The sequence below is a fragment of the Macrococcus hajekii genome, assembly GCF_004359505.1.
In the GTDB taxonomy this organism is placed as follows: domain Bacteria; phylum Bacillota; class Bacilli; order Staphylococcales; family Staphylococcaceae; genus Macrococcus; species Macrococcus hajekii.
On the sequence record NZ_SCWE01000001.1, the window covers coordinates 34,874 to 60,758 of the forward strand.

At 40.7% G+C, this 25,885-nt stretch carries 26 protein-coding genes; 16 read left to right on the top strand and 10 right to left on the bottom strand.

Annotation, left to right across the window (positions count from 1 at the left end):
• Nucleotides 1-7 precede the first annotated feature (7 nt).
• Both ERX37_RS00265 and ERX37_RS00270 read right to left on the bottom strand, forming a co-directional pair.
• The gene (locus ERX37_RS00265) at nt 8-613 is read right to left on the bottom strand and encodes a nitroreductase family protein (protein ID WP_133428654.1); all 606 of its coding nucleotides are present in this window, start codon (nt 611-613) and stop codon (nt 8-10) included.
• A gap of 55 nt (nt 614-668) precedes the next feature.
• A complete protein-coding gene (locus ERX37_RS00270) occupies nt 669-1,490 on the bottom strand; it encodes an RluA family pseudouridine synthase (RefSeq protein ID WP_133428655.1) in 822 nt (273 codons plus the stop codon).
• A 78-nt stretch (nt 1,491-1,568) separates the two neighbouring features.
• Between ERX37_RS00270 and ERX37_RS00275 the strand changes: the two genes are divergently transcribed.
• From ERX37_RS00275 to ERX37_RS00285, 3 genes are read left to right on the top strand one after another with little or no spacing between them, the layout of a single operon-like run.
• A complete protein-coding gene (locus tag ERX37_RS00275; protein ID WP_133428656.1) occupies nt 1,569-3,107 on the top strand; it encodes a bifunctional GNAT family N-acetyltransferase/carbon-nitrogen hydrolase family protein in 1,539 nt (512 codons plus the stop codon).
• Nucleotides 3,108-3,116: 9 nt separating this feature from the next.
• Complete coding sequence (locus tag ERX37_RS00280) at nt 3,117-4,205, top strand: GAF domain-containing sensor histidine kinase (RefSeq protein ID WP_229713127.1); 1,089 nt, start codon at nt 3,117-3,119, stop codon at nt 4,203-4,205.
• A gap of 4 nt (nt 4,206-4,209) precedes the next feature.
• A complete protein-coding gene (locus tag ERX37_RS00285) occupies nt 4,210-4,839 on the top strand; it encodes a response regulator transcription factor (RefSeq protein WP_133428657.1) in 630 nt (209 codons plus the stop codon).
• A 40-nt stretch (nt 4,840-4,879) separates the two neighbouring features.
• Here ERX37_RS00285 and ERX37_RS00290 read toward each other — a convergent pair whose 3' ends face one another.
• On the bottom strand, nt 4,880-5,578 hold the full coding sequence (locus ERX37_RS00290) for an SDR family oxidoreductase (RefSeq protein WP_133428658.1): 699 nt from the start codon (nt 5,576-5,578) through the stop codon (nt 4,880-4,882).
• Nucleotides 5,565-6,452, bottom strand: a complete 888-nt coding sequence (locus ERX37_RS00295) for a cation diffusion facilitator family transporter (protein ID WP_133428659.1) — start codon at nt 6,450-6,452, stop codon at nt 5,565-5,567. Before ERX37_RS00295 ends, ERX37_RS00290 begins: the two co-directional genes overlap by 14 nt.
• Nucleotides 6,453-6,590: 138 nt before the next feature.
• On the opposite strand from ERX37_RS00295, the gene ERX37_RS00300 reads away from it, so the two are divergent.
• From ERX37_RS00300 to yhaM, 8 genes are all read left to right on the top strand, one after another.
• Nucleotides 6,591-7,880, top strand: coding sequence for a dicarboxylate/amino acid:cation symporter (locus ERX37_RS00300; protein ID WP_133428660.1), 1,290 nt, complete (start codon nt 6,591-6,593; stop codon nt 7,878-7,880).
• A gap of 170 nt (nt 7,881-8,050) precedes the next feature.
• On the top strand, nt 8,051-8,515 hold the full coding sequence (gene xdrA / locus ERX37_RS00305) for an XRE family transcriptional regulator XdrA (protein ID WP_133428661.1): 465 nt from the start codon (nt 8,051-8,053) through the stop codon (nt 8,513-8,515).
• Nucleotides 8,516-8,560: 45 nt separating this feature from the next.
• Nucleotides 8,561-9,691: a DUF445 domain-containing protein gene (locus ERX37_RS00310; RefSeq protein WP_165981924.1), complete on the top strand. Its 1,131-nt coding sequence runs from the start codon at nt 8,561-8,563 to the stop codon at nt 9,689-9,691.
• A 64-nt stretch (nt 9,692-9,755) separates the two neighbouring features.
• A complete protein-coding gene (locus ERX37_RS00315) occupies nt 9,756-10,112 on the top strand; it encodes a YlbF/YmcA family competence regulator (RefSeq protein WP_133428663.1) in 357 nt (118 codons plus the stop codon).
• 58 nt (nt 10,113-10,170) lie between these two features.
• A complete protein-coding gene (locus tag ERX37_RS00320; protein WP_133428664.1) occupies nt 10,171-11,637 on the top strand; it encodes a coproporphyrinogen III oxidase in 1,467 nt (488 codons plus the stop codon).
• A gap of 72 nt (nt 11,638-11,709) precedes the next feature.
• Nucleotides 11,710-12,849 carry a metallophosphoesterase family protein gene (locus ERX37_RS00325; RefSeq protein ID WP_133428665.1) on the top strand — a complete coding sequence of 380 codons (1,140 nt, stop codon included), beginning with the start codon at nt 11,710-11,712 and terminating at the stop codon, nt 12,847-12,849.
• On the top strand, nt 12,839-15,745 hold the full coding sequence (locus tag ERX37_RS00330; RefSeq protein WP_133428666.1) for an ATP-binding protein: 2,907 nt from the start codon (nt 12,839-12,841) through the stop codon (nt 15,743-15,745). The genes ERX37_RS00325 and ERX37_RS00330 overlap by 11 nt, the downstream gene beginning before the upstream one ends.
• The gene (gene yhaM, locus ERX37_RS00335; RefSeq protein ID WP_133428667.1) at nt 15,745-16,686 is read left to right on the top strand and encodes a 3'-5' exoribonuclease YhaM; all 942 of its coding nucleotides are present in this window, start codon (nt 15,745-15,747) and stop codon (nt 16,684-16,686) included. The genes ERX37_RS00330 and yhaM overlap by 1 nt, the downstream gene beginning before the upstream one ends.
• Nucleotides 16,687-16,735: 49 nt before the next feature.
• On the opposite strand, the gene ERX37_RS00340 is transcribed toward yhaM, so the two are convergent.
• From ERX37_RS00340 to ERX37_RS00360, 5 genes are all read right to left on the bottom strand, one after another.
• Complete coding sequence (locus ERX37_RS00340; RefSeq protein ID WP_133428668.1) at nt 16,736-17,662, bottom strand: foldase protein PrsA; 927 nt, start codon at nt 17,660-17,662, stop codon at nt 16,736-16,738.
• Nucleotides 17,663-17,723: 61 nt separating this feature from the next.
• Nucleotides 17,724-18,269, bottom strand: coding sequence for a DUF3267 domain-containing protein (locus ERX37_RS00345; RefSeq protein WP_133428669.1), 546 nt, complete (start codon nt 18,267-18,269; stop codon nt 17,724-17,726).
• Between the two features lie 36 nt (nt 18,270-18,305).
• Entirely contained in the window at nt 18,306-18,851 is a 546-nt protein-coding gene (locus ERX37_RS00350; protein ID WP_268234319.1) for an HTH-type transcriptional regulator Hpr, read from the bottom strand.
• An 87-nt stretch (nt 18,852-18,938) separates the two neighbouring features.
• Nucleotides 18,939-19,292, bottom strand: a complete 354-nt coding sequence (locus ERX37_RS00355; protein WP_133428670.1) for a YtxH domain-containing protein — start codon at nt 19,290-19,292, stop codon at nt 18,939-18,941.
• Nucleotides 19,293-19,346: 54 nt separating this feature from the next.
• Nucleotides 19,347-19,766 (bottom strand): HIT family protein, encoded by a 420-nt coding sequence (locus tag ERX37_RS00360; RefSeq protein WP_133428671.1) that lies wholly within the window; start codon nt 19,764-19,766, stop codon nt 19,347-19,349.
• Between the two features lie 104 nt (nt 19,767-19,870).
• Here ERX37_RS00360 and ERX37_RS00365 point away from each other — a divergent pair, with 104 nt between their 5' ends.
• Together ERX37_RS00365 and ERX37_RS00370 are read left to right on the top strand one after the other, a co-directional pair.
• On the top strand, nt 19,871-20,608 hold the full coding sequence (locus ERX37_RS00365) for an ABC transporter ATP-binding protein (protein ID WP_133428672.1): 738 nt from the start codon (nt 19,871-19,873) through the stop codon (nt 20,606-20,608).
• Nucleotides 20,601-21,815 carry an ABC transporter permease gene (locus ERX37_RS00370; protein ID WP_133428673.1) on the top strand — a complete coding sequence of 405 codons (1,215 nt, stop codon included), beginning with the start codon at nt 20,601-20,603 and terminating at the stop codon, nt 21,813-21,815. Before ERX37_RS00365 ends, ERX37_RS00370 begins: the two co-directional genes overlap by 8 nt.
• 36 nt (nt 21,816-21,851) lie before the next feature.
• On the opposite strand, the gene ERX37_RS00375 is transcribed toward ERX37_RS00370, so the two are convergent.
• The gene (locus tag ERX37_RS00375) at nt 21,852-22,355 is read right to left on the bottom strand and encodes an antibiotic biosynthesis monooxygenase (RefSeq protein ID WP_133428674.1); all 504 of its coding nucleotides are present in this window, start codon (nt 22,353-22,355) and stop codon (nt 21,852-21,854) included.
• A 148-nt stretch (nt 22,356-22,503) separates the two neighbouring features.
• Here ERX37_RS00375 and hemE point away from each other — a divergent pair, with 148 nt between their 5' ends.
• From hemE to hemY, 3 genes are read left to right on the top strand one after another with little or no spacing between them, the layout of a single operon-like run.
• Nucleotides 22,504-23,541 (top strand): uroporphyrinogen decarboxylase, encoded by a 1,038-nt coding sequence (gene hemE / locus ERX37_RS00380; RefSeq protein WP_133428675.1) that lies wholly within the window; start codon nt 22,504-22,506, stop codon nt 23,539-23,541.
• Between the two features lie 9 nt (nt 23,542-23,550).
• Nucleotides 23,551-24,474 (top strand): ferrochelatase, encoded by a 924-nt coding sequence (hemH, locus tag ERX37_RS00385; protein WP_229713158.1) that lies wholly within the window; start codon nt 23,551-23,553, stop codon nt 24,472-24,474.
• 18 nt (nt 24,475-24,492) lie between these two features.
• A complete protein-coding gene (gene hemY / locus ERX37_RS00390; RefSeq protein ID WP_133428677.1) occupies nt 24,493-25,857 on the top strand; it encodes a protoporphyrinogen oxidase in 1,365 nt (454 codons plus the stop codon).
• Nucleotides 25,858-25,885 lie beyond the last annotated feature (28 nt).

Consider the following 25,885-nt stretch of genomic DNA (forward strand, 5'->3'; position numbering starts at 1 on the left):
TTTTCGATTATAGGAATGTAGCCGTTTCCTCCACGGATAAGCGTGAAGTTGAACGAGGTTCCTTCGCTGATTTACCGACTGGAATTAACATAATAGGTAAATAGCGATCTTCAATATTGAATGTTTCAATCAGTTCAGTACGATTGAAACCGCCGATTGGACATGTGGACAGACCAGCGAGTGTAGCAGCGTTCATAAATTGCATAGCTGCCAGAGAGGCATTGAGTACACCTGCTTCAAATGCATACTCAGGGTTAGAATGAGCGCCGTTGATCTGGCCTGCAAGACGCTCTTTCAATTCGGCTGGCATACGTCCGGCTTCAACATCTGGATTGAAGACAGCATCTATATTTCTCTCTGCTTCTTTGTCAGCAAGGACGATAACTGTCGCACTTGCATCAACAATCTGCTTCTGATTGAATGCAAGAGGAAGCAATCGTTCTTTCATTTGATCACTATGTACAACGATGTATTTCCAGTGCTGCAAGTTCCAGGCAGAAGGCGCACGATTGGCTTTCTCCAGTAAATCAATTAATGCTTCTTTTGATAATTGATATGAGGCGTCATATTCTTTGACGGCTTTTCTATCTGTGAAAATATTGAACTCTGTCATATTCATCCTCCTTATACGTCATTTATAGTAAGGGAATCTGCTTAAAATTTCAATTTTACTGTTTGAGTTCAGCTTCGACAGGCTGATGAGTGATAGGATGTTCAAAAGTCAGTTTATAACCAGTCAACTGCAGCTGTCTCAGCTTTGAATCACTATAAAGTGGATCGCCAAGAACAGGATGCCCAATTGCAGCGAGATGGACACGGATCTGATGGGTACGTCCTGTATCGAGTTTAAGCTCAACTTCAGTTATACCGTCACCAAGTACTTTAGAACCAATGATATGTGTCACAGCATGCTGGCCGCTATCTGAGATACGACGTTTATTCGGATGAAATTTATCTTTACCGATGGGCAGTTCGATCGTCTGATTTTTAATCGGCAGTAAGCTGCGTACTTTGGCTTTGTAAGTACGATTGATCTGACGTTCTTCCAGCATACGATCCAGAATTTTTTTGACCAGTGGATTTTTAGCGACAAGGACAAGACCTACTGTCTCCTGGTCCAGTCGGTGAATCGGTTCGACATAATCTGATTTAAGTGTATAAATCGCATGATTGAGCAGTGTATTCGTCTCCATCATATCGTTAGGATGTGTTTTAACGCCTTTTGGTTTAACGAGAATAGCGAGATATTCATCTTCATAAACGACTTCGCAGAGACGATAAGAAGATTTATACTGACTCTTTTCTTCAGCAATCGGCAGCATAAGTGTATCATCTGTATGTAGCACAGTGCTGAAAGTAGCTGCATCCCCGTTCACGGTCAGTTCTTTAGACATTCTTAGCTCGTGAATCATCTTCTTCGGCAGCACCCAGTGTTTTAGGAGCTGTTCGATGGTCATGCCATCAAATGCCTGATTAATTATAATATTCATTGTATCCTCCATTTAATGTTTAGTGACTGCAGCAGTCGTGTATAATATTTATTATAGATGAAATAGAGGAGTATGAACATGACTGAAGAATTAAACTTAGAGAATTTCAATAAATCAATCGAATCAAGACTGATGACATTTGACGATATAGATGATGTCATTAAACTGCAGGAAGTCTGCTTCCCTGGTATGGAGCCGTGGAAAAAAGAACAGCTTGAATCCCATTTAAATCTTTTTCCACGTGGCCAGGTAGTGATTGAATATGAAGGAACTTTAATCGGATCATCCTCCAGTTTAATCATTAACTTCGATGAATACGATGATCGACATACTTGGGATGATATTACGGATAAAGGCTATATCACGAATCATAATGAAAACGGCCATAACTTATATGGTATCGAAGTCATGGTACATCCTGACTTCCGCGGCATGCGTGTAGGGCAACGTCTCTACGAAGCACGACGTGAGATCGCTTATGAGCTCAACCTGAAGAGTATCATCATTGGTGGACGTATTCCGAATTATCATCTGTACAAAGATGAACTGACACCCCGTGAATATGTGACAGACGTCATGAAACGTAAAATTAAGGATCCAGTGCTGACGTTCCAGTTTATGAACGGCTTTACTTTAATGCGTATTAATCCAGGTTATCTGCCGGACGATGTGAAGAGTAATAAATATGCGACATTAATGGAATGGAATAATCCTGACTTCGTTGCGAAAAGCAATCTGCACTTTAAGACGAGTTATCCGGTCCGTATCTGTACGGTTAACTATATGATGCGTAAAATTGATTCATTTGAAGAATTTGCGAATCAGATTGAATACTTTGTCGATGTTGCTTATGACGCAGGAAGTGACTTTGTTGTCTTCCCTGAACTGCTTACCACACAGCTGATGAGTTTTGATGAAAGACGTAATCCTGCTGAATCAATTCGTCACCTGACGAAATATACTGAACAATATATCGAGATGTTCAACAGTTTTGCGATGCGCTATAACATCAATATTATTGGCGGATCTCACTTCGTTGAGGAAGATGATGAAATCTACAATATCTCATACTTATTCCGTCGCGATGGTTCTATCGAAAAACAATATAAAATTCATGTGACGCCGAACGAACGACGCTGGTGGGGGATTTCACCAGGTAACAAAGTTGAGGTGTTTGATACAGACTGCGGTAAAATTGCGATTCAGATTTGTTATGACAGTGAGTTCCCTGAGATGGCACGTATCGCAACTGAAAAAGGGGCAAAAATCATCTTTACACCATTCTCTACTGAAGACCGTCAGAGCTACCTGCGCGTAAAATACTGTTCAATGGCACGTGCGATTGAAAACCAGATTTACACAGTGACAAGTGGTACTTGTGGTAACCTGCCGCAGACTGAGAACATGGACATCCAGTATTCAGCATCAGGCATCTACACACCGAGCGACTTCGGTTTTGCGCGTGATGGTATCATGGGTGAGACAGGCGAAAATATGGAGATGGTCATGATTGGAGATATTGACCTGGAAGTATTACGTCGTGGCCGTGAAGATGGCACTGTCCGTCAATTACGCGACCGACGCCATGATCTGTATCACATCCAATATAAGAGATAAGGTGAATGTGTGAAATCGAAGACAGCACTACTCAAGGAAATTGCAGAATTTCTGAATGAAGAGACAGAAATCCAGTCCATGATGGCGGGTGCTTTGAAGCGGCTGGTAGAGGGAAGTGAATTTTCTACAGGCTGGATTTTCTTCATTGATGCAGAAGGACAGCATCAACTTGTATCAGACTATCATCTTCCTCAGGCTCTGGAACGCAACAGTTGTCAGTACATGACTGAAGGACCTTGCTGGTGCGTATCGAGATACCATCAAGGAAAGTTGACGAAAGCATCAAATATCATTACTTGCTCTCGTATCGTTAAAGCAAATAGAAAATTTCCAGCTGAGACTGAAGGCATCACGCATCATGCGACGGTGCCTCTTCAGTCTGGACTGGAAAAGTTCGGCCTATTGAATGTCGCAACGCCTGATAAAGAGACTTATAGTCCCGAGGAACTGGATTTACTCGAATCAGTAGCCTTTCAGATTGGGAGTGCAATTAAGAGAATTGTACTGACTGAAAAAGAAAGAGAAATTGCTCTGACGAACGAACGGAATAGACTGGCTCGTGATCTACATGATTCAGTTAATCAGATGCTTTTTTCACTCAAACTAACAGCGCATGCAGCCGGTGCTCAAGCAGAAGATGAACGGGCAAGAATTGCATTCTCTATCATAGAAGAAACAAGTCAGAATGCAGTTAATGAGATGCGTGCACTCATCTGGCAATTAAAACCTATTGGACTTGAAGAAGGTCTTGCGCAAGCAATCAGACAATATGCCCAAGTCCTCGGACTGAAGATAACAGTCCATGTTGAAGGACTCGTTCAATTTGATAATAAAGAAGAAACAACGATCTTCAGAATTGTACAGGAAGCTCTGAATAATATTAGAAAACATGCGGAGACAGAGGAAGCAGTCATTTCTATCAGCTCAGAACGAATAATGATTGAGGATAGAGGCAAAGGGTTTATTGTAACTTCTGCCACTCAGCTGCCGACCCATGGAATTGGTAATATGCAGCAGCGAGCTGAGTCGATAGGTGGTAAACTCAAAATAGCAAGCAGTGAAGAAGGTACAACTATTCAACTGCAGCTGAAAGGGTGAGACGATGACCGCTCTTATATTAGTGGATGATCATCACATTGTGAGACAGGGATTAAAGTTTCTGGTCGCATCGATGACGGATTATGAAGTGATGGCAGATTTTAGTGATGGTAGTGAAGTAATAGAATACTTGAAAGAAAATGAACAACCTGACTGTATTCTGATGGATCTTGTCATGCCTAAAATGAACGGTATTGAAACAACAAAATATATCAAGCAGTATTATCCGCAAATTAAAGTACTGATTTTATCCAGTTATGTGGATGAAGAACACGTTATCGGTGTAATGGAAGCGGGCGCAGATGGCTATGAGGTTAAAGACGCAGAACCAAGCGAGCTGATTGAGACCATTCATCAAGTCGTCCAAGGAAAACGAGTTTTTCATCCGTCAGTGATGACTGCAGCAGAAAGTGCAGAATCATTACCTCACTTGAACAACCGATTATCAAAGCGGGAACTGGAAGTGCTAGAGCAGATGACAAAAGGTCTGACCAACAAGGAAATTGCGGATATTCTATTCGTCTCTGAAAAGACGATCAAAACACATATCAGTCACATCTTTACGAAACTAGAAGTGACAGATCGCACGCAGGCCGCTATATATGCGATGAAATATAATTTAATTCATAAATAAAAACAACTCGTATAACGTGAAGTTATATGAGTTGTTTGGCTTATCCTTCATATGTCCAGCCTTGATCATTATGATAAATCATCTGCTTTGTCATACCACCGTCTACTGTCATGACTTGACCGGTGATGAATGAGGCTTTATCAGAAGCAAGGAATAATATCATTTCGACAATATCTTCAGGGCGGCCGACACGTCCTGCGGGATGCTGGGTGTTATTGGCACCATTAAACTCGCTGTCTGTTGTATCAATCCAGCCGGGAGCTATCGCATTGACACGGATATTCAGACTGACTGCAAGCGCGTGTGTCAGGCTTGACATACCGCCTTTAGCTGCTGAATAACTTTCTGTCTGTGACTGACTCATCTCAGCACGTGTAGAAGTGATATTGACGATAGAGCCTCCAGGTCTGAAATGATCTTTGAATAATTTACTTAAGTAGTAAGGTGCAGCTACACCGACTTTCTGTGCGTATAAAAACTCTTCGTAGCTGCAGTCATCAATTCCTTTCATGAGAGGCAGTGCATTATTGATGAGAATATCAATATGACCGAAATCGTGAATCACTTTATCATAGAACTGTTCAAGGATGTCTGGCCTGCTGATATCACCTGTAAAATAATCATTGTTCTCGATATCAATCAGAGCAACATGTGCGCCGTCAGAGCGGAATCTTTCAACTGCTGCTGCACCAATACCATTTGCGCCGCCTGTGATAACAACTACTTTATCTTTGAACATCTATGTATTTCTCCTCAGGTTCTATATGAACAATTGTTTCAATCGAACCGAATTCTGCTTTCATCTGTTCTTCAATTGTCTCTGCGATATCATGACTTTCCTTAACGGTCAGAAGTGGATTTACTGTGACGGTCACATCAGCAAAAGTGATAACGCCGTGATTGCGACCTTTAAGGTCGACGACATTGATGACGCCTGGAATAGTCGCGACATGTCGTTTCATTTTATAGAGGGTCTCGACGTCGAATCCATCTGTTAATGTAATCGCTGTATCCTTGAAGATATCGATAGATGTCTTCATAATAATCAGGCCTACAACGATGGCGGCAATCGTATCCAGAGTGCGGAAACCGAACATAACACCTGCGATGCCGGCAAGTGTACCAAAACTAACAAGGGCGTCAGATAGATTATCATATGCAGCTGCTTTCAAAGCGCTTGATCCTACTCTACGGGCTAAGTTACGATTGTAGAAGTAGACACCGAGCATCAAAAGGGCAGATACCAATGCGACGACAGCTGCTTCAATAGTCGGTTGAGAGTAATCCTTATTGATGAAATGAGTAACACCCTGGATGAGGACCTGCACGGAGACTGCGAACATAATGAACGAAGCAATCAGGGACGAGACAAACTCTGAGCGGTAATGACCATAGTTATGATTGGAATCGGCTGGACGCATTGAAATCGATAGACCGATTAAGAGAGCTATAGAAGAAATGACGTCTGTAGCATTGTTCAGTCCGTCAGCAGTAAGCGCACGTGACTCCGCCAGGAAGCCGTAAGCGAGTTTCAGCACTGTCAGCAGTACATACATCATAATGCTGACGCGTGCGCCTTTTTTTGCTTGTTCCAGTTTATCTTTAATATGCATGTCATCACGCCTTTACTTAGAGTACTTATTTATTATGAATTAAAAGGGACTATTTTTCTACTAACTGAATTTGTATTTAGTGAAAATACAATTGTATATTTATGATAAAAATGTATAATTAATAATGAGGTGAATTAAATGAAAATTAAAAATAATATGACGATTCGAATTATTATTGCTTTGATTTTAGGTGTGGCAATCGGTTCGTTTATGAACTTGTATGCAGGAGAATCATGGGTCACAGCTACAAATCAATATGTCTTTAATGTGTTAGGTCAAATTTTTCTTAACTTAATATTTATGCTTGTTGTACCCGTTGTATTCGTCTCCATCGTACTCGGAGTAGTGGGGGTCGGTGACCCAAAACTACTCGGTAGCATTGGTATTAAGACAGTTTTGTTCTTCCTGACAACGACCGCGATGGCCATTACAATTGCAATGGTTCTGGCGCTTGTCTTCAAACCAGGTGAGGGTCATGCGAACCTACTTGCCAGTGATGATGTTAAGAAATATGAACAGCAGCAGAAGCAAAAAGTAGAAGAAGCAAAGGCACAGGGGATGGCTACTGAACAGACATTTGATCAGACCTTAATCAACTTGTTCCCTAAAAATCCTGTACAAGCGATGGCTGATACTAATATGCTGCAGATTATCACGTTCTCTATCTTTATCGGCATCGGAATGATTGCTCTTGGTGATAAAGTGGCAGGGATACGAAATCTATTCGAACAGGCTAACGAGATACTGATGTATATCGTCATGATGATTATGAAATACTTTGCGCCATTCGGTACATTTGGTCTTGTCGCCACCGCATTTACGAATGCGGGATTTGGTGCTATCAGACAGCTCTTTATGTATTTCTTCGTTGTATTACTCGCACTTGCGGTCCATATGGTAGTCGTCTACGGCGGAGCGATCAAACTTCTCGCGAGAAAGAGTCCGATCTGGTTCTTCAAAGGGTTTGCTCCAGCAATGACAGTCGGTTTCAGTTCATCAAGCTCAAATGCGACTCTTCCTATCTCACTTGAGTGTGCACAGGATAATCTCGGCGTTCGTAAAGAGATTTCATCATTTGTCCAGCCACTTGGTGCTACTATCAATATGGATGGCACAGCAATCATGCAAGGGGTAGCTACTATCTTTATTGCACAGATATCAGGTGTTGACCTTTCAATCGGTCAGATGGCAACAGTTGTTCTTGTTGCTGTTGTAGCTTCGATTGGTACAGCCGGTGTTCCCGGTGTCGGTCTTGTCATGCTGGCGATGGTGTTGACAGCGGTCGGACTTAATCCAGCTGCTATCGGTATTATCCTTGGCATTGACCGATTACTGGACATGACACGTACGGCCGTCAATATTTCAGGGGATGCTGCATGTGCAGTAGTTATCTCGGAAGCTGAAAAGCGCAAATTATCAGTTAATTAACAGAGAATAGACACATATTATCAAAAGAGAAAAATCCTCGGGTTTTTCTCTTTTAATTTTTTGTAAACTATATTAAGATGGTAAATGTGACTTATTTAAATGTGTATTATTTCAATTTAATGCTAACTACATTTATTGATGAGTAAATTATAAATGAAAGGTCGAATATAATGGATAAACAAAATTTTACAGATTTATTGCAGACAAAATTTAAAATGGTCAGAATTGAAGCTGGCTATACACAAGATACAATGGCTCAGACGATCGGTCTTTCTAAGAAAACATTGGTACAGATTGAAAAAGAACGCGTCTTACCTAACTGGACGACATGTGTATCACTTTGTGCATTGTTCAGAGACTCTGAAGTACTGCAGACCACACTTGGCGGAGATCCTCTTGAAGTTGTTCAAGTGATTTCACGTGGTGCATGCGCTTACCCTCAGAATGATAACTTAGATGAACTCTGGTGGGAAACGAAGCGGGAAGAAGCAGGCTTCACTCTGCAGTTCAATAAAATTTCTAATCTATATCGTGTCATCGATCAATCTAACCAACCGTTATACGGTTCTAATAAAGAACGTGAAGCTGAGATGTTCTTCTCAAAAAAGACAGCAGAACAACTGGTTAATGTTTAAGCAAACGTCATGACGTTTGCTTTTTTCATATAAAGGAGGAAAATGATGCAGGCTTTATTACTCATATTATTTATGGGGCTGATTGGTGCTTTAATCGGTGGCTTCACTAATTATATAGCGATTAAGATGCTCTTCAGACCTTATCATGCGGTCTATCTGTTCGGTTTTAAACTCCCGTTTACGCCGGGCCTGATTCCAAAAAGACGCGACGAACTATCTGTTAAAATCGGAGAGATGGTAACGAAACACTTACTGACGCCTGACGTATTCAAGCAGAAGGTGCTGACTCCGGAAACAAGACAATTTCTTGAAAAAGCACTGAGACAACAAGTAGAAATATTAAAAGAAGATCGCTATACGATTAAATATTTTGCTGATCAATGGCATTATGATATAGAAGGTAAGCTGAAGACGACGATTGAAGAAAAGATTCAGACTGAGCTATTAAAAATAATCGACCAGCACCAGAAAGAAACGTTTAAAGCATTGCTGCCTGAAGCAGTTCAACAGGAGTTGGCAGTAAAAGTAAAAGGGACATCGGAGCTATTACTTGAAAAATTCCAGCATTATATCCGTTCTGATAAAGGTTACAATGATATTCTGAATATGGTTGAGAACTTCTTTACGCAAAAGGGAAAACTGATCAGTATGCTGAAGATGCTGATGACAGCTGAAGCTATTGCTGACCGGGTGCAGCGAGAAATGCTGAAGCTGACAAGCGAAGAAAAAATTAAAGCCATTATTCAAAGTGAAATTGATGCAGAGTATCATCGTCTGATGGGGACAGCACCAGCTGACTACATAACGGACGGCCAAGTTGAGATGGCAGTGAATCAAGTCGCATCATCAGTCACAGGTCATCTGAATGTTGCACATTATACTCGTACGCCACTCAGCACACTGTTTCCTCAGGGCTTTAATTATATGGAGACAACAGGTATTGATGCTGTTCTGGATAAAGGACTTGTGCGTCTGGCAGATCATATACCTGCTATTCTGGAAAAGATTCATATTGCGGCGTTAATTAAGGATCAGATTGATCGATTTGAACTTTCGTTTATTGAGCAGCTCGTTATAGAAATTGCAAGTAAAGAACTGAAATTAATTACGCTGCTTGGCTTTATCCTCGGTGGAATTATCGGTCTGCTGCAAGGTATGATTGCACTCCTGATCTAATCGGATGATAAAGCATCACAAGTATGTTAAATTAGAGAAAACACTTATTTAAAGGAGAATGAATATGTCAGTTAATATTTATGATGAAGCAAACAAATTAGAAAGTGCATTACGTCAAAGTGACGAGTACCAAACAGTTAAATCTCAGCTTGAAGCAGTTAACAACAATGAGGAATCAAAAAAAGTATTCGCTGAATTCCGTGAAATCCAAATGACATTACAAGAAAAACAAATGAGCGGTCAGGAAATTACTGAAGAAGATATTGCTAAAGCAAATGAACTTGCCGGCAAAATTGAGCAGGATGAAAATATTTCTAAATTGATGCAGGCAGAACAACGTATGGGCCAAGTCATCGAAGACTTAAACCGCATCATCTTAAAACCGCTTCAAGATTTATATGGACAAGAAGAAAATCAATAAGAACATTTAAAATAAACGAAACGTTGTTTTCGTTTATTTTTTTTAAAGAGGTCATTCAATGAAAATATTTCTTAAGAATAAAGAACTGGAAAATAATCTTCTTTTCCTGCAGAATATCATCAATCTTTACTTTGAAGATTCCTTCATTCTCATAGGTGAGGGTGACAATCAGCTATATTTCGATATTGAGTCAGCTCATGAAGTCTCTGTCACAGCCCATCTTATATTAGAGGGCGGGACTTATAAGGCGAGTGCCCGTAGAAACAGTGCTGATAAGAAGCAGATGAAGCAGGCGATAGCAGAGACACTGGTTACCGTGCTGACAGCGCATACGGGTATCATTCAAAGCTGGGGGACGCTTACAGGTATTAGACCTACAAAGCTTTATCATCGCTATTTCCGTCAAGGTCTCAGTCATGAAGCTATCAGCGACAGGCTAAAGACAGATTACTTGATCAGTCAGGAAAAACTGGATTTGATGCAGGAGATTGTTCATATTCAGAATGTGGCAATTCCCGATTTATATGATCTACGACGTGAAGTCAGTATATATATCGGAATCCCGTTCTGTCCGACTAAATGTGCTTACTGTACATTCCCTGCCTATAGCATACTCGTACATAAAAATGATGTGCCTGAATTTCTTGTCGGACTGCTGCATGAAATAGCTGTGACAGGAAAATGGCTGAAGGACCATGATATTAAAGTGACGACTATTTATTTCGGTGGCGGAACACCGACATCAATCACACCGAAAGACTTGAAGATGTTACTTGAACAATGTTACGCATCATTCGATATGACAGCGGTCAGAGAGGTGACTGTTGAAGCGGGTCGACCTGATACGATTGATGAGGAGACACTGCGCGTCCTTAATGACTTTAATATCGATAGAATCAGCATTAACCCTCAAAGTTTTACAGATGAGACGTTAAAAGCAATCGGTCGACATCACTCCGTACAGGAGACGATTGACAAGTTCAAGCTTGCCCGGACATTCAATATGAATAATATCAATATGGATCTGATCATCGGTCTTCCTAATGAGAATCGACAGCATGTACAGCATTCTCTTGAAGAGACACAGAAGTTAAGACCTGAATCGCTGACTGTCCATACATTAAGTTTTAAAAGAGCCAGTGAAATGACGCGCAATAAAGAAAAGTATCCCGTTGCACAGCGTGATGAAATCATGCATATGATGGATATGACACGTCGGTTTGCGGCACAGGAAGGTTATAAGCCATATTATCTCTATCGTCAGAAAAATATTTTAGGCAATTTAGAGAATATCGGTTACTCCATTGAGCAGGAATATTCTCTCTATAATATTTTGATAATGGAAGAGATGCAGACCATTTTAGGAATTGGTTGTGGTGCCTCTAGTAAATTCATCCATCCTAAAACGGGTAAAATTGAAAACTATCTTAATCCTAAAGATCCAAAAAGCTATAATAAGAGTTACGAGCATTATACTGAAGAAAAAATTAATAAATTAAATGAAATATTTAAAGTCGAAGACTAATCTTCGGCTTTTTCTGCTATTTAAGGCTGATTTATTGTAAAATAAAGTGAAGTCACTAAACGAGGTAGAGCGATGATTAAATTTATTCACTGTGCAGATTTATATTTAGATGCGCCATTTCAGTTAAACGGTTATGTCTCTGAGTCTATTATGTCAGATATATGCCGTGCCAGTTTCGAAAGTTTCAGCAAACTTATTAAAGACGCGATTATGCAGCAGGTTGATTTTGTATTAATCGCAAGTAATGTGCTGTCAAAAGACAATCAGACCCTTAAAACGATTGTGTATCTCAAAAAACAGTTTCAACGTCTGAAGGATGCAGGTATCTATGTCTATATGATACTCGGTGAGATGGATGATCAATTAAGGACAGTTCAGTGGCCGGATAATGTCATTATTTTTAATAATCAAGTTGAAAGCTATCAGTTCATCACTAAAGAGGGAGATACAGTCTATATTCATGGTGTGAGTCAAGGACACGCGCTTGAGTATTTCCCGACTAATCAGGTGGATACGAGTATTCATATTGGTATGCTGAACGGACGTCTAGGAGATGCTGATCTTCACCAGGAGGCATTGAATCAGAAACTCTATCATTACTGGGCACTAGGCGGTAGTGTGCAGCGTCAGTTAGTGAGTGAGCTGCCTCATATTCATTATCCTGGAAATATTCAAGGCTTTGAAGCGGACCAGACGGGACGAAAAGGTTACTTAATGGTCGAAGGGAATCATATTGAAATGAAGGTCGTCTTTGTACCGACACAGCATATTAAGTTTGGTCAATCAGAACTTGTAGTAGAGGACCGGACTAAAAATGGTCTACTCAAGCTAATTGAAGATTTCAAAAATGAACAACGAGCAGAAGGAAAAAGTATTTATCAGCTGACCCTTATTAACGAAGATGAGCAGCTGCTCAACATGATGCTGGTTGACCAGGTGCTTAAGCTTGCACAGCAGCATGAAGTGCATGAAAATCACTTCGTCTGGGTGGATAAGATGATGATAGAACAGAACGATATGACGACACTGCACCGGGAATTTGATAAGGATATGCTGGCAGATCGTTCATTGTTTGAACGTGCCGTGCAGCCTCTCTATCATCATGCAGATATGAATCGCTTTCTGGATAGCTATGAAGATCTGAGTAGCAGTGACCTCATACAGACTGGTGAAATTAAGCTGAAGGCGAGGATGCAGTCTGATGAAAATTAAAAAACTTGAGATCTATGGTTACGGTCGACTTGAGGAACAGAACTTCACTTTAAACCAATCCTTTACGCAGATATATGGAGAGAATGAAACAGGCAAGTCCACTATGCAGACATTTATTCATGCTATTCTGTTTGGTTTTGATCATTCTGAAAAGCCGCTCTATATCCCTCGTTTTTCAAATTCATATGGTGGACAGATGGTCATCGATGATGGGACGGCAGACCTTTATATTGAACGCCTGTATGAAGAAGGTCAGGAGAAGACGACGATTCTATATCGCGATCAACCTAAAGATTTAGAATGGTTAAATCAAAAATTTAACTTTATGACATATGATGCCTATGAAAAGATATTTTCATTTGACGTTCTCGGTTTGCAGCAAGTCCATAATCTGACAGAAGATAAGCTTCAGGATTACTTGATGCAGGCGGGGGTGTTCGGCTCTACTGAATTCTCCAGTCTGGAAACCAAGCTTGAACAGGAAAAAAACCGTTTACTGACACCTGATTATGCTGAAGGGGAATTAAGCGAACATATCACCGAGATTCTGAACCTGGAACTGCAGATCAGAGATGAAGCTCTTAAACTGGAACGCTATGAACAACTTGAATCGGAATATTACGAAAGAGCGCAGAAAATCGATGAAGTGAAGGTTCATATCCAGGAGTTGACCCAGCTGCAGGAGAAGAAACAAAAAGAGATGATGTACCATAGTGATGCTAAAACATGGAAACAGCTGGAAATCAAGCTGAATATAGAGCCGCTTGTTTTCCCTGATCACGGTATTGAACGTTATGAAGGATTGAAACGTCAGCTGCAGTCCGCTAAACGGGATATTGCGCTTAGAGAAGAGAAAGTAGGACAGCTTGAGCGCGAAAAAGCAGCGATTCAATTAATCGAGAAATCTGACTATGATTATGCGGAACGTCTGCTTCAAGAAGAACCACAGATTAAAATGCATCAGAAGTCTTTCGAAACGCTTGAACGGGAAATAGCAGATAAAGCAGCAACGATTGAAAGATTGCAGCATGATATCGGCTGGCAGCAGTATCACGATATTGTTGTGGATGAACCACTAAAAGATCATCTGATTTATTCATTGTCCGATAAAGAGCAGCGGGTTATGAAAACAAATCAACTTGAACGGGAAATTCAGCAATTAGAACGAGAGGAAAACTTAAATACAGAAAAACAAAATGATATTGCACCCCATATCGTTACAGATGAGCTTTTTGCAACAGGTATTCAGCTTGCTGAACAAAGACTTGAACTGAGTCAGAAGACTGAACTTTATCACAAGCTGGAGTCAGAACAGCAGCGTACTGCGGAAGTGCAGGAACAGAAAAGAAAGACATTGAATATTATTTATTCATTAAGTGGCGTGTTAGGACTCTTGATATCAGTATACTTCTTCTATACAGGTCTCGTTATCCCTGCATCTGTGCTGCTTGTGATTCCACTGATCATGATTGTTTTAATATGGCAGAATAAACCTGTAGAGGATAATCGCAATCATATTATGCAGGATGAAATTCATGAGCTTGAGGACTCAATCAACACATTATCTTCACAATTAGATGAGCAATTTGATCTGGACAGACAACGTACATTGCGCGATCAAATGTTACGTCTGAAAGATGAACAGGCAGCTCAGCGTCGTAAGAAAGATCAGCTGATTGATTTACATCAGCAGGATACGGCTGCACTGAAAACAGTGAATGATACATTGAACAGAACAAAAGATATGCTGAAACTCAAACTCAGCTATGAAGATAGTCTGTTACCTGATGCTTTCCGTACGATTTACCGTATTCAGCAGACTTATCAGCAGCTTGAGCAATTAAAAAAGAGTCTGAATGAAGAACAGAAGAAGTTAAATGCATTCTCACAAAAAGTGCAGTACTTCAGATTAGTTTCTTCTGATGAAACCTTAAGTATGATTTTCACTGCACTAGGTCGACTGGTCAAGTCTGAGAATCGTAATCGTAAGGAGTATCAGCGTGTCATTGAGCAGCTGCATCTTGCTAAAAAAGAACTTGCTGTTCTTAAAGAAGCATATACTGAGATGGATGAGGAACAAAAAGCTCTCTTTGATGAGGCAGGGGTTAACCACGAATCAGAATATTATAGTCAGCATGCGGCCTTCACTGATTACCATCATAATCTGACTCAGCATCAGCAGCTGAGTCACAAGCTGGAGGAAGAGAACTTCACCTATGAGATGAGTTCACATCTTGCAGAGCAGACTGCTGAAGATCTAAGATTAATGGAAGGACGCATCAATGATCAACTGAATGCATATCGCAGCCAGCTTAAAGATGAAGAATTTGAGTTATATCATACGCAGCAGCAGATGAAGATGCTTGAGGATGACCATACATTGTCAGAGCTGAATCATCGTTACGCGATAGAACGCAATATCATCAATCAGCTCGCGCATGACTACAGCGCACTTCATTATATTGAACTGCTGATTGAATCACACCGTGAGAAAGTAAAGAGCGAACGCATTCCGAGAATTATCAGATCAGCCTCTGATATCTTTAAGCAGTTGACGGAAGGCAGATACATCGATGTGATTTATCGTGATGCACTACTTGTTAAACATAAGAATGGACAGATCTTCCATCCGACTGAACTGTCACAATCGACGAAAGAACTGCTGTATATTACGATGAGATTGAGTCTGGTAGAGCATCTTAGATATTTGTATCCTTTCCCGATTATAATTGACGATGCATTCGTGCATTTTGACAAATATCGAAAAGAGCTGATTATTGATTATCTGATGAAACAGCAGGATAACCAGTATCTCTACTTTACTTGTAATCGTTCGATGAATATTCCCGCTAAAAATACATTAGTACTTGAGCGTCATGAGAAGGAGCTAAAATAATGAGAACTATAGAAACATTGAAACCAGGTGAGACAGTCGAAGCATTCTTTTTGATTCATCGTGCAGTCCAGGGTGTGACGAATCAAGGAAAACCTTATATGACTTTATATCTGAAAGATAAAAGTGGTGATATTGAAGCGAAAGTATGGACAGTATCAGAGAACGATATCAAAATACTACTGCCGGAGAAATTGATTAAGGTTAAAGGCGATATCATAGATTACCGGGGCCGCAAACAGATGAAAGTCAATCAGTTCCGCTTGGCGACTGAAGAGGACGGGGTAAAGCTTGAACATTTTCTTGAAGCGGCACCTCTGTCAGCACAGGAGATGTCTGATCAGCTGATGACGTATGTAATGGATATTGAAAATGCAAATCTGCAGCGCATGACTCGTCTTTTACTGAAGAAGTATCAGCAGGAGTTTGTAGTCTATCCAGCAGCAAGTTCTAATCATCATAACTTTGTATCGGGTCTTCTCTATCATGTTTTGACGATGCTGAAGCAGGCTGAAGCTCTATGTGCAATATACCCATCATTGAATAAGAGTCTGCTATATGCAGGTATTATTTTACATGACATGGGTAAAGTGAAGGAACTCTCCGGTCCTGTCGCAACCAGCTACACCGTAGAAGGCAATTTACTGGGACATATTTCTATTATGAGTGATGAAGTAGCTGAGATAGCGCGTGAACATGGTATCGAAGGTGAAGAAGTCATGTTACTCAGACATCTGATACTCTCACATCATGGTAAACTGGAGTATGGTTCACCGAAGCTGCCGATGGTGAAGGAAGCGGAGATTCTTCACTTCATTGATAATATTGATGCACGGATGCAGATGTTTGATAAACACCTGCGAAAAGTAGAAAAAGGCCAGTTCTCTGAGCGTATCTTTGCGCTGGAAGGCAGACAATTCTACAAACCGGAGACATTAGATTAATAAAAAAAGCCTTATTAAAATGATAAACATTTTAATAAGGCTCTTTTTATTATTGTTGAGCAGCGCTTGCATTTAAGATTTTTTCGTCGATGATTCTCTTCAGATCTTCATCTTTATATTCGACGTTATATTCTTTAAGCATTTTTTTGTAGGCATCCATCATCAGTGCCGGTTTTTCCTGAACTTTTGCCTGACGCAGTTTTTCTTTCAGGTTTTCTTTTTCTTTATTGAAATCATCTTGTTTCTCTGCCTTGATGATATGATAACCGTAGTCAGTTTTGACAAGGTCTGACATTTCACCTTCTTTTAATTTAAAGAGTGCTTTTTCAAACTCAGCGACTGTGTCCCCTTTTACGACATAGCCTAATGAGCCGCCTTTTTCCTTAGTACCCGTATCACCGGATTCCTTTTTAGCAATTTCAGCGAACTTGTCTGGGTTTTTCTTCAGTTCAGCGAGAATGTCCTGAGCTTTTGCCTTTGCTTTTTCATCAGTGAGACCTGTTGGATCGCTTTCTGATTTTACTTTAATCAGAATATGGGAAGCTTTTTTAGTACTGTTCTTAATGTCTTCATCAGTTATTTTGACTGTATCATTCATCAATTGCTTTTGATAAGCTTCTGTGATGCGTGATTCTTTATATTTATCAACCGTCATACCTGGTTGCTGTTGCTGTAGGAGAGCGAGAAACTGCTCTTCACCGCCATATTTTTTTATATCAGCATCTACTTGTTCTTTTATTTTTTTATCATCAACTTGTTTACCATATTTATCTTTAAGAATATCTTTTAATAAAATCTGGAATGCATTCTGCGCAATCTCATCCTTGCCGAGCTGATCTAATACATTTGTTGTCGTTACATCGCCTGCTTTAGAAGTGATTAATGTCTTACCTTCTTCAGCATTGCCGCAAGCTGTAAGGCCGAGGACTGAAACTGAGAGTAAAGCAGGTACTATCGCTTTTTTGATCTTTTTCATCGTAATTCTCCTTTTGTGTGTTGAATCTAGCATATCATTCAATTATGAAAATCACATTAAATTATATATCGAATTTTGTCAGTAATTCCAGTCCGTGTTTACGCTCTTCGACAAATGAACAGCCACGAGACTTCAATAAATACTTGAAATAGATGAAATCAACAAACGAAATACCAATATTCATCGAGAACAGAAATAAGAAGTAGTGTGCGTATAAGGGATATAAAAATGCTGCCGTAAGTGTCACTATACTGATTACACTGAAAGGCATGATCAGTACTACCATGAAATGGCCTTTTTTAATAGGGTGGTTCAATCTGATATTAAGGATAGGCAGAAATCCTTTCGCAGTCACCCGCTGAACAATAATAGAGTTAAAATCATTCATGAACAAAAGAATATGACATAATTTATGGACCGGATAGACAGCTAAACAACTCAGAATAAATAATAGAAAATACTTATCGCTGAAGTGATCGTTAATGAAGGAACTGAAAACCTCAAAACTGATCAGAAAAGTGATGACCGTAATGAGAAAAGAACTGAAAATCAATCGCTGGCTGCCGTAAGCATGCTTCAGATTAAGTTTCTTTGTACATGAATACATGAGAGTGCTCCTTAAAAGGTAATATTATCTAATGCATTATGCCTTATTGTCTTCATTTTCGTCAAGCAGAATTTCAAGCAGATCATGATGGCTTTTATCCAGTTGTTCAATGAAGTCTTTACCGTATATTTGAGCCACTACATACTTGAGGTCACTGAAGGCTGGCATAGCCATCATAACCTGCTGATATTCAAGGGCTGCATCATAAATACGATCATTGATGTTCTCATAGTTTTTGTATGTCTCATAAAGCAGTTCCTTACCTTTATCAGTCAGTTCAAGATATGTATTCCGCTTATCAGATTCGCTTTTCGGCATGCGAAGATAACCGCGTTTCTCCAGATTTTTTGCAAAGTTAAAAACGGTGGAGACATGCATCACACCAAACTGAGAGACTTGAGAAATAGTCGCTTTCTCCAGATTGCGGATAATGACGAGAATATGATGCTCATTAATATTCAGGTCATAAGGTTTAACCCAGTTCTGCCAATCTTTTTCCACCGTCTTCCACAATGCTTTACTCAGTTGAGAAATATGATGGGTGAATAACATTTTTTCGATGACTTCACGATCTCTCTTCAACTCATAACCCCCTTACTTCATAGAGAAAGCATGATGCGATAACATCATGCTCTCTTCTTACAGTTGATTCATTTTAACATATAGATATTATTTCGAAAATGTTTCTTTTACTTCATCAGCACGATTTTTTACGTTTTCGATATTGGATTTCAGATGTTTGACGTTAGGGTCGATATCAGTCTTATAGTTAGCGATCATCTCTTTTACTTCAGTTCCAAGTTCTTTGATGAGTTTCTGACTTTCTTCTTTTGTCTGCATTGCGTAGTTTTTAAGATCGGCTACTTCAGTCTTCAATTGATTAGCCTGCGCTTTAACATCTGTTGAATTTGCGACAAAATTGCGCTGCATTTCAGTGCCGGGTTTAGCTGCATTCATTAATGCAGTCGCTGCACCTGCAATCGTACCAACTGCAAAGCCAGCTGCGATATGTGAAATTTTCATAATAATGATTCCTCCAAATTAGTTTTCTTTAGTTATACCCATAATACCTGGCTATCAAGCACCTTTTATCTGTTCAGTGAGAGCAGTCATTTCCTGCTGACTAAAAGTGTCCGGGTGAGTCTGCCACTTGTAACCGAAACCATCGATATCATCTTTATAGCGGGGCATGATATGGAAGTGAAGGTGGAAGACGCTCTGATCGGCGAATGCACGGTTGTTCTGAATGATGTTGATGCCATCAGGATTAAGTGATTTATCAATCATCTGAGCGACTTTCTGTACAGATTTGATGACATGGGCAAGCACTTCGCTATCTGTTTCAAGTAAATCCTGACTATGTGTTTTAGGGATGACGAGAGTATGACCTTTGGCAACTTGTGAAATATCCAGGAAGGCGAGAGTATAATCATCTTCGTATACTTTATAGGCTGGGATGTCACCATTGATAATCTTGCAGAAAATACAGTCTGTCATATTACGACCTCCTTAGGGTGATATATTCATATTTTAGCCATATCTATAGGTGAATACAAAGAATATTTGATACAATATGAAATAAATTGAGCGGAGGTGCAGATGTGACAGTAGAAGTTAGACATCTAACAGGAGGTTATGGTAATCAGCCTGTGATTCATGATATTGATTTCACATTAAAGAAAGGTGAGATTGTGGGTCTGATTGGACTGAATGGTGCGGGGAAAAGTACGACAATCAAGAATATGCTAGGTCTGCTGCGACCGATGAAAGGCGATATCTCTATCAATGGTATCACGCTGAGTGATGCACCTTACGAATACCGGAAATTGATCAGCTATATTCCGGAGTCGCCTGTTCTTTATGATGAGCTCACGCTTGAAGAACATATTGATATGACTGCGATGGCTTACGGACTGACGAAGGAAGAAGCCATGGAGCGCAGTAAACCGATGCTTGAAATCTTCAGATTGCAAGATAAGCTCAAGCAGTTTCCGCAGAATTTCTCTAAAGGGATGAAGCAGAAGGTTATGATTATCTGTGCCTTTATCAGTCAGCCGGAACTTCATATTATTGACGAACCTTTCTTAGGGCTTGATCCATTAGGCATTCAGTCTATGCTCGAGCTGATGGTGCAGGCGAGAGAAGCCGGGCGAACTGTGTTGATGAGTACTCACATTCTGGCGACTGCTGAGAAATACTGTGATTACTTTCTCATTATGCATCAGGGACAACTGGTGGCGAAAGGGACCATCAGAGACTTACAGGAACAGCTGAATATGCCAGGTTCTGCACTGGATACAATCTATATTCGACTCACACAAGGTGATACCCATGCTTAATGCGCGTTCCCTTTATCAGCGAAGAGCTACAGTTAATAGCAGGGAAGTGGCTCGTTATAGTAAGTTTATCTTCAATGGACATTTTATTATCTTTCTGTCTATTGTATTCGGTGCGCTGATGCTGCAATACAGTCAGTTGCTGAAAGCCTTACCTGAAGGTATCAACTATCCTCTGATTATCAGTATGATATTGGCGCTGGCAGCTGTTGCGCCACTCAGAACATACTTCAGAGAAGCAGACCAGGTTTTTCTGCTGCCGTATGAACGACAGCTGGATAGTTATATTCAGCGCAGCATCATAGAGTCCAGTGTGAGAAGAATCATCATTTTTACGGCATTATTTGTAGTGCTGCTGCCGCTTTATCATGCGGGAGATACTTTTTCGGTGCAGCGTGCTGTCACGGTGTATGTTATAGGCGTTGCTGGGATTGTTGCAGGACTTGTTTTCAGGTTTCACGCTATGAAGATAGAGCTTTCGAACGTCAGTATTTTTATTGTTCTTTTCGTGATATTGTTATCCAGTTTTTATACGACGCTTGATGCCAAAGGACTGTGGTCAGGTATCTCTACTATTGTTATGCTGCCGGGTTTACTGCTGCTGGTCAGAAATATAGCGACTAAAAGAGTGTATCCATGGCAGTCACTTATCGAATACGAGCAGGAGCTGACACAACGGCAGTATAAAATCATCAATATGTTTACAGATGTCAAAGGACTTAAGGATAATGTCAGACGACGTTCTTATCTTGATATTTTATTGAATGATAAACCGTACAATCATGACGGAATGTTTTTATTTTTGTTCAAGCGTAATTTCCTGCGCAGTAAAGATGCGTTCTGGATCATTATTAGGCTGGTCATCATCGGAGGTCTTATTATCTGGTTCGTTCACCAGCCTATTATTGCAGCGGTCATGGGTGTCTTTATCGTTTATATTGTTGTACTGCAATCTTCACAGTTTTATAAACAGCAGGCATATCAGCTCTGGCCGCAAGTATGGCCCGTTGCTGAGAACAAGGTGATCGAAGGCTTTCAGAAATTTTTATGGCAGCTTTCTGTTGGTGTGACTTTATTAGTGAGTCTCATTTTTATTTTGATATATCCCGCTTCTTTCTACTATATCTTTGTGTTCTTTGCAGTGATGTGGTGGACAAATCGACAAGTCATGGCTAAATTAAAACGAAAAATGACATTGCTGAAAGATTAGCTCAAAGATATAAAAGCCGGCAGATGCCGGCTTTTATTATGCTTCCAATGATGAATAAGGATGAAGTATTTTTGTGAACTGGATGTTTGAGACGAAGTCAGCAGATTGATACTGCTTCAATGTTTCATCATAACGTTCGCGGTAGACAGAACTTTTCTTGAAATCTTCAAGTGATTCCGGGTCACTGAACTGAAAGAGGGAGATATAGGTCTGTCCACGAAGCGGTCTAAGTAATTGATAGGACTGGTAGCCCTCATATTGGTTGAAATCACCATGATCGGCAAGTGCATTTTCAGCTACTTTCACTTTTTCCTCGCTGACTTGGAAATAGCGCATCATGATAGGGCCTTTATCTGTTACCTCCCCATTTTGTTCAATGACTTCATATGCTTCTCCCGAACTGAAGACTGTTTTTAACTCGGTCGCTTCATAGAGCACAATATCGTCAGGTCCTGCAAATTTAAGAATGGATCTATCCGGATGTTTATCAATCAAACGGTTCATATAGTAATCTGAGCCATGTGTAAGATAGACGTTCATTTATTATCAACTCCTTTTATCTTTATTATCTATTACCACACTTCATCATTTTTATGTCATCTTTATGACAAATACTGAATTGAATACGGTGTTACAGCGATTATGGTAAAATAGTTTATATTCATTACAAATTAGGAGGACTGGTTAAATGCCATTCAACGATACGATTTTAAAGGCTGCCTACGGGGAGAAAACGACGCATACACCTGTCTGGTTCATGCGTCAGGCAGGAAGAAGCCAGCCGGAATACAGAAAGATTAAAGAGACTCACTCATTATTTGAAATTACACATGATCCAGAGCTATGTGCTTATGTTACGAAGTTACCGGTAGATCAATATAATACTGACGCAGCGATTCTCTATAAAGACATCATGTCTCCACTCGGTGCAATCGGGGTGGATGTTGAGATCAAGTCAGGTATCGGTCCGGTCATCGGCAATCCTATCCGCTCTATCAAGGATGTGGAACGTTTGGGTGAAATCAATCCTGAACAAGATGTGCCTTATATTATGGATACCATCAAGTTACTGACTACTGAACAACTCAATGTGCCACTTATCGGCTTCACAGGTGCTCCTTTCACACTGGCCAGTTATATGATTGAAGGCGGTCCTTCTAAAAATTACAATAAAACGAAGGCTATGATGTATGAGCAGCCTGAAGCATGGCATATGCTGATGGAGAAACTGGCTGATATGTGTATCACCTATACACATGCACAAATAGATGCAGGATGTAAGATGATTCAAGTGTTCGACTCATGGGTCGGCGCACTGAATAAAGAAGATTATCGTCAGTTTATTGCACCGCACATGCACCGCATTTTTGCAGGTATTAAAGAGAAGCATGTACCTGTGACAACATTCGGTGTCGGCGCGAGCCATTTAATCGAAGAATGGAATGCTCTGCCGGTTGATGTACTCGGTCTTGACTGGCGTCTGCAGATAGATGAAGCACGTGCAAAAGGTATTACAAAAACATTGCAAGGTAATCTGGATCCAGCACTACTTCTGGCACCGTGGACTGTCATCGAATCACAGTTAAAACGCATTTTAGATCAAGGTCTGAAGACTGATCATTATATCTTCAATCTGGGACATGGTGTCTTCCCGGAAGTTCAACCGGATACATTAAGACGTGTCTCTGAATTCGTTCACGATTATTCAGCACAATATAAAAAATAAAGGAGTATCATCATGGGGAAAAAAGGGTTACTCGTAATGGCGTACGGTACGCCTTACAAAGAAGAAGATATTGAACCATATTACACACATATCAGACGCGGCAGAAAGCCGTCTGAAGAAGCGTTACAGGACTTAAAAGATCGCTATAAAGCAATCGGCGGCATTTCGCCACTTGCTGGTATGACCGAGCGTCAGGCAGAAGAATTGCGCGATGCTTTGAATAAAGCGACAGGTGAAGATTATACGCTTTACATCGGCTTAAAGCATATCGCACCATTTATTGAAGATGCGGTGAAACAGATGGCGGATGACGGTATCACAGAAGCTGTGACCCTTGTTCTGGCACCTCATTTCTCAAACTTCTCAGTAGGTTCTTATAATAAGCGCGCTGCTGAAGAAGCTGATAAATATGGTATCAAACTGCACCACGTCAATGACTTCTATAAACAGGATAAGTTTATCCAGTACTGGACAGAACGAATTGATACAGAACTTGAACGTATTACAGAAGCGGAATGGAACGACACAGTACTTATCGTCAGTGCACATAGTCTGCCGGAGAAAATCAAGGAATCCGGCGACCCATATCCTGACCAGCTTGCGGAAACTGCCCGGCTTATTGCAGAGCGTTCAAACATCATTCATGTGGAACGTGGCTGGCAGTCTGAAGGGAATACACCTGATCCATGGCTTGGACCTGATGTGCAGGATCTGACACGTGCTCTTCACGAACAGAAAGGTTATAAAAATTATATCTATACACCGGTCGGCTTCGTCTGTGAACATTTAGAAGTGTTATATGATAACGATGTAGAATGTAAAGTGATCTGTGATGAATTAGGCCTTAACTATTACCGTCCAGAGATGCCCGGCACACATCCTTTATTTATTGGAGCAATGGTTGACGAGATACAAGCGGTCTTAAAATTTTAAGAAAAGAAGTGAGATGCAATGAAGAAAGTCGCGATTATTGGCGCAGGTATTACAGGATTGTCAGCTGCGTACTATCTCGAAAATGCTGACATTGATATTCTTGAACAATCTGACCGTCCAGGTGGTAAAGTCAAGACCTACCAGCGCGATGGCTATACGATTGAACTCGGACCTGAATCTTATATCGCGCGTAAGACGATTATGACTGAACTCGCGACAGCTATAGGGCTCGGCGATGATATTGTCAAAAATGAAACGGGACAATCCTATGTCTATGCTAACAACAAACTTTATCCGATACCAGGTGGATCAATTATGGGTATTCCGACTGAAATCGGTCCGTTTCTTGAGACGAAGCTCTTGTCTCCGGTGGGTAAAGTGAGAGCAGGGCTTGATTACTTTATTAAACCGAAACCGATGACAACAGATGTCTCTGTTGGTGCATTTTTCAGAAAACGTCTGGGAAATGAAGCGCTGGAAAACTTGATTGAACCTTTACTGTCAGGTATATACGGTGCTGATATCGATAAGTTAAGTCTGAAATCAACTTTTCCGAACTTTAAGGAGCAGGAAGAGGCATACGGCAGCCTTATTAAAGGGATGCGTGCTCAGAAGAAAATTGCCCCTAAAGTAAAAGCAGAAGCGAAAAAAGTAGGCCAGTTCAGACAGTTTAAAAACGGACTTCAGAGTTTTATCGATAGACTGGCGGAAGTGGTGACTGACCAAGGCGCACATATTCAATATAACAGTACGGTGTCAGCAATCCGCAAGGTGGCAGAGGGTTATGAAGTGACGGTCAACGGTAAGCCTGCTTTATATGATCATGTGATTGTCACAGTCCCTCACACAGTCTTCAGCAGCTGGTTTGAAGACACACCACTTCGTTACTTCAAGCATATGGAGACAACGAGCGTGGCAACCGTAGTGATGGCATTTGATGAGTCACAGGTCAACAACGAAGAGAACGGTACCGGATTCGTAATCGCACGTAACTCCGATACAGTCATCACTGCCTGTACGTGGACGAGTAAGAAATGGGCTCACTCCACACCGGAAGGTAAGGTGCTGCTGAGAGCTTATGTTGGGCGTCCGGGAGATACGGTCGTTAAAGATAATGACGATGAATCACTTATCAAGCTTGCACGACAGGATCTAGATAAGATGATGGACATTAAAGGCGAACCGGATTTCGCGATTGTGACACGTCTGATGAACAGTATGCCACAATATGAAGTCGGACATATTGACCGAGTTCGTCATATCCAGCGCTACATGGCTGAGCATTATCCAGGTCTTATACTGACAGGTGCCTCATTCGAAGCGGTCGGTCTACCTGACTGTATTTCACAAGCTAAAGCAGCGGCAGAACAGCTCAATCATTAGGTTAAGACAATTACTTGGCGTCATTGTC

Bases quoted from the DNA above. Each gene is read 5' to 3' on its own strand.
- ERX37_RS00265 (WP_133428654.1), bottom strand. From the start codon at position 613: ATGACAGAGTTCAATATTTTCACAGATAGAAAAGCCGTCAAAGAATAT.
- ERX37_RS00270 (WP_133428655.1), bottom strand. From the start codon at position 1,490: ATGAATATTATAATTAATCAGGCATTTGATGGCATGACCATCGAACAG.
- ERX37_RS00275 (WP_133428656.1), top strand. From the start codon at position 1,569: ATGACTGAAGAATTAAACTTAGAGAATTTCAATAAATCAATCGAATCA.
- ERX37_RS00285 (WP_133428657.1), top strand. From the start codon at position 4,210: ATGACCGCTCTTATATTAGTGGATGATCATCACATTGTGAGACAGGGA.
- ERX37_RS00290 (WP_133428658.1), bottom strand. From the start codon at position 5,578: ATGTTCAAAGATAAAGTAGTTGTTATCACAGGCGGCGCAAATGGTATT.
- ERX37_RS00295 (WP_133428659.1), bottom strand. From the start codon at position 6,452: ATGCATATTAAAGATAAACTGGAACAAGCAAAAAAAGGCGCACGCGTC.
- ERX37_RS00300 (WP_133428660.1), top strand. From the start codon at position 6,591: ATGAAAATTAAAAATAATATGACGATTCGAATTATTATTGCTTTGATT.
- xdrA (WP_133428661.1), top strand. From the start codon at position 8,051: ATGGATAAACAAAATTTTACAGATTTATTGCAGACAAAATTTAAAATG.
- ERX37_RS00310 (WP_165981924.1), top strand. From the start codon at position 8,561: ATGCAGGCTTTATTACTCATATTATTTATGGGGCTGATTGGTGCTTTA.
- ERX37_RS00315 (WP_133428663.1), top strand. From the start codon at position 9,756: ATGTCAGTTAATATTTATGATGAAGCAAACAAATTAGAAAGTGCATTA.
- ERX37_RS00320 (WP_133428664.1), top strand. From the start codon at position 10,171: ATGAAAATATTTCTTAAGAATAAAGAACTGGAAAATAATCTTCTTTTC.
- ERX37_RS00325 (WP_133428665.1), top strand. From the start codon at position 11,710: ATGATTAAATTTATTCACTGTGCAGATTTATATTTAGATGCGCCATTT.
- ERX37_RS00330 (WP_133428666.1), top strand. From the start codon at position 12,839: ATGAAAATTAAAAAACTTGAGATCTATGGTTACGGTCGACTTGAGGAA.
- yhaM (WP_133428667.1), top strand. From the start codon at position 15,745: ATGAGAACTATAGAAACATTGAAACCAGGTGAGACAGTCGAAGCATTC.
- ERX37_RS00340 (WP_133428668.1), bottom strand. From the start codon at position 17,662: ATGAAAAAGATCAAAAAAGCGATAGTACCTGCTTTACTCTCAGTTTCA.
- ERX37_RS00345 (WP_133428669.1), bottom strand. From the start codon at position 18,269: ATGTATTCATGTACAAAGAAACTTAATCTGAAGCATGCTTACGGCAGC.
- ERX37_RS00355 (WP_133428670.1), bottom strand. From the start codon at position 19,292: ATGAAAATTTCACATATCGCAGCTGGCTTTGCAGTTGGTACGATTGCA.
- ERX37_RS00360 (WP_133428671.1), bottom strand. From the start codon at position 19,766: ATGACAGACTGTATTTTCTGCAAGATTATCAATGGTGACATCCCAGCC.
- ERX37_RS00370 (WP_133428673.1), top strand. From the start codon at position 20,601: ATGCTTAATGCGCGTTCCCTTTATCAGCGAAGAGCTACAGTTAATAGC.
- ERX37_RS00375 (WP_133428674.1), bottom strand. From the start codon at position 22,355: ATGAACGTCTATCTTACACATGGCTCAGATTACTATATGAACCGTTTG.
- hemE (WP_133428675.1), top strand. From the start codon at position 22,504: ATGCCATTCAACGATACGATTTTAAAGGCTGCCTACGGGGAGAAAACG.
- hemY (WP_133428677.1), top strand. From the start codon at position 24,493: ATGAAGAAAGTCGCGATTATTGGCGCAGGTATTACAGGATTGTCAGCT.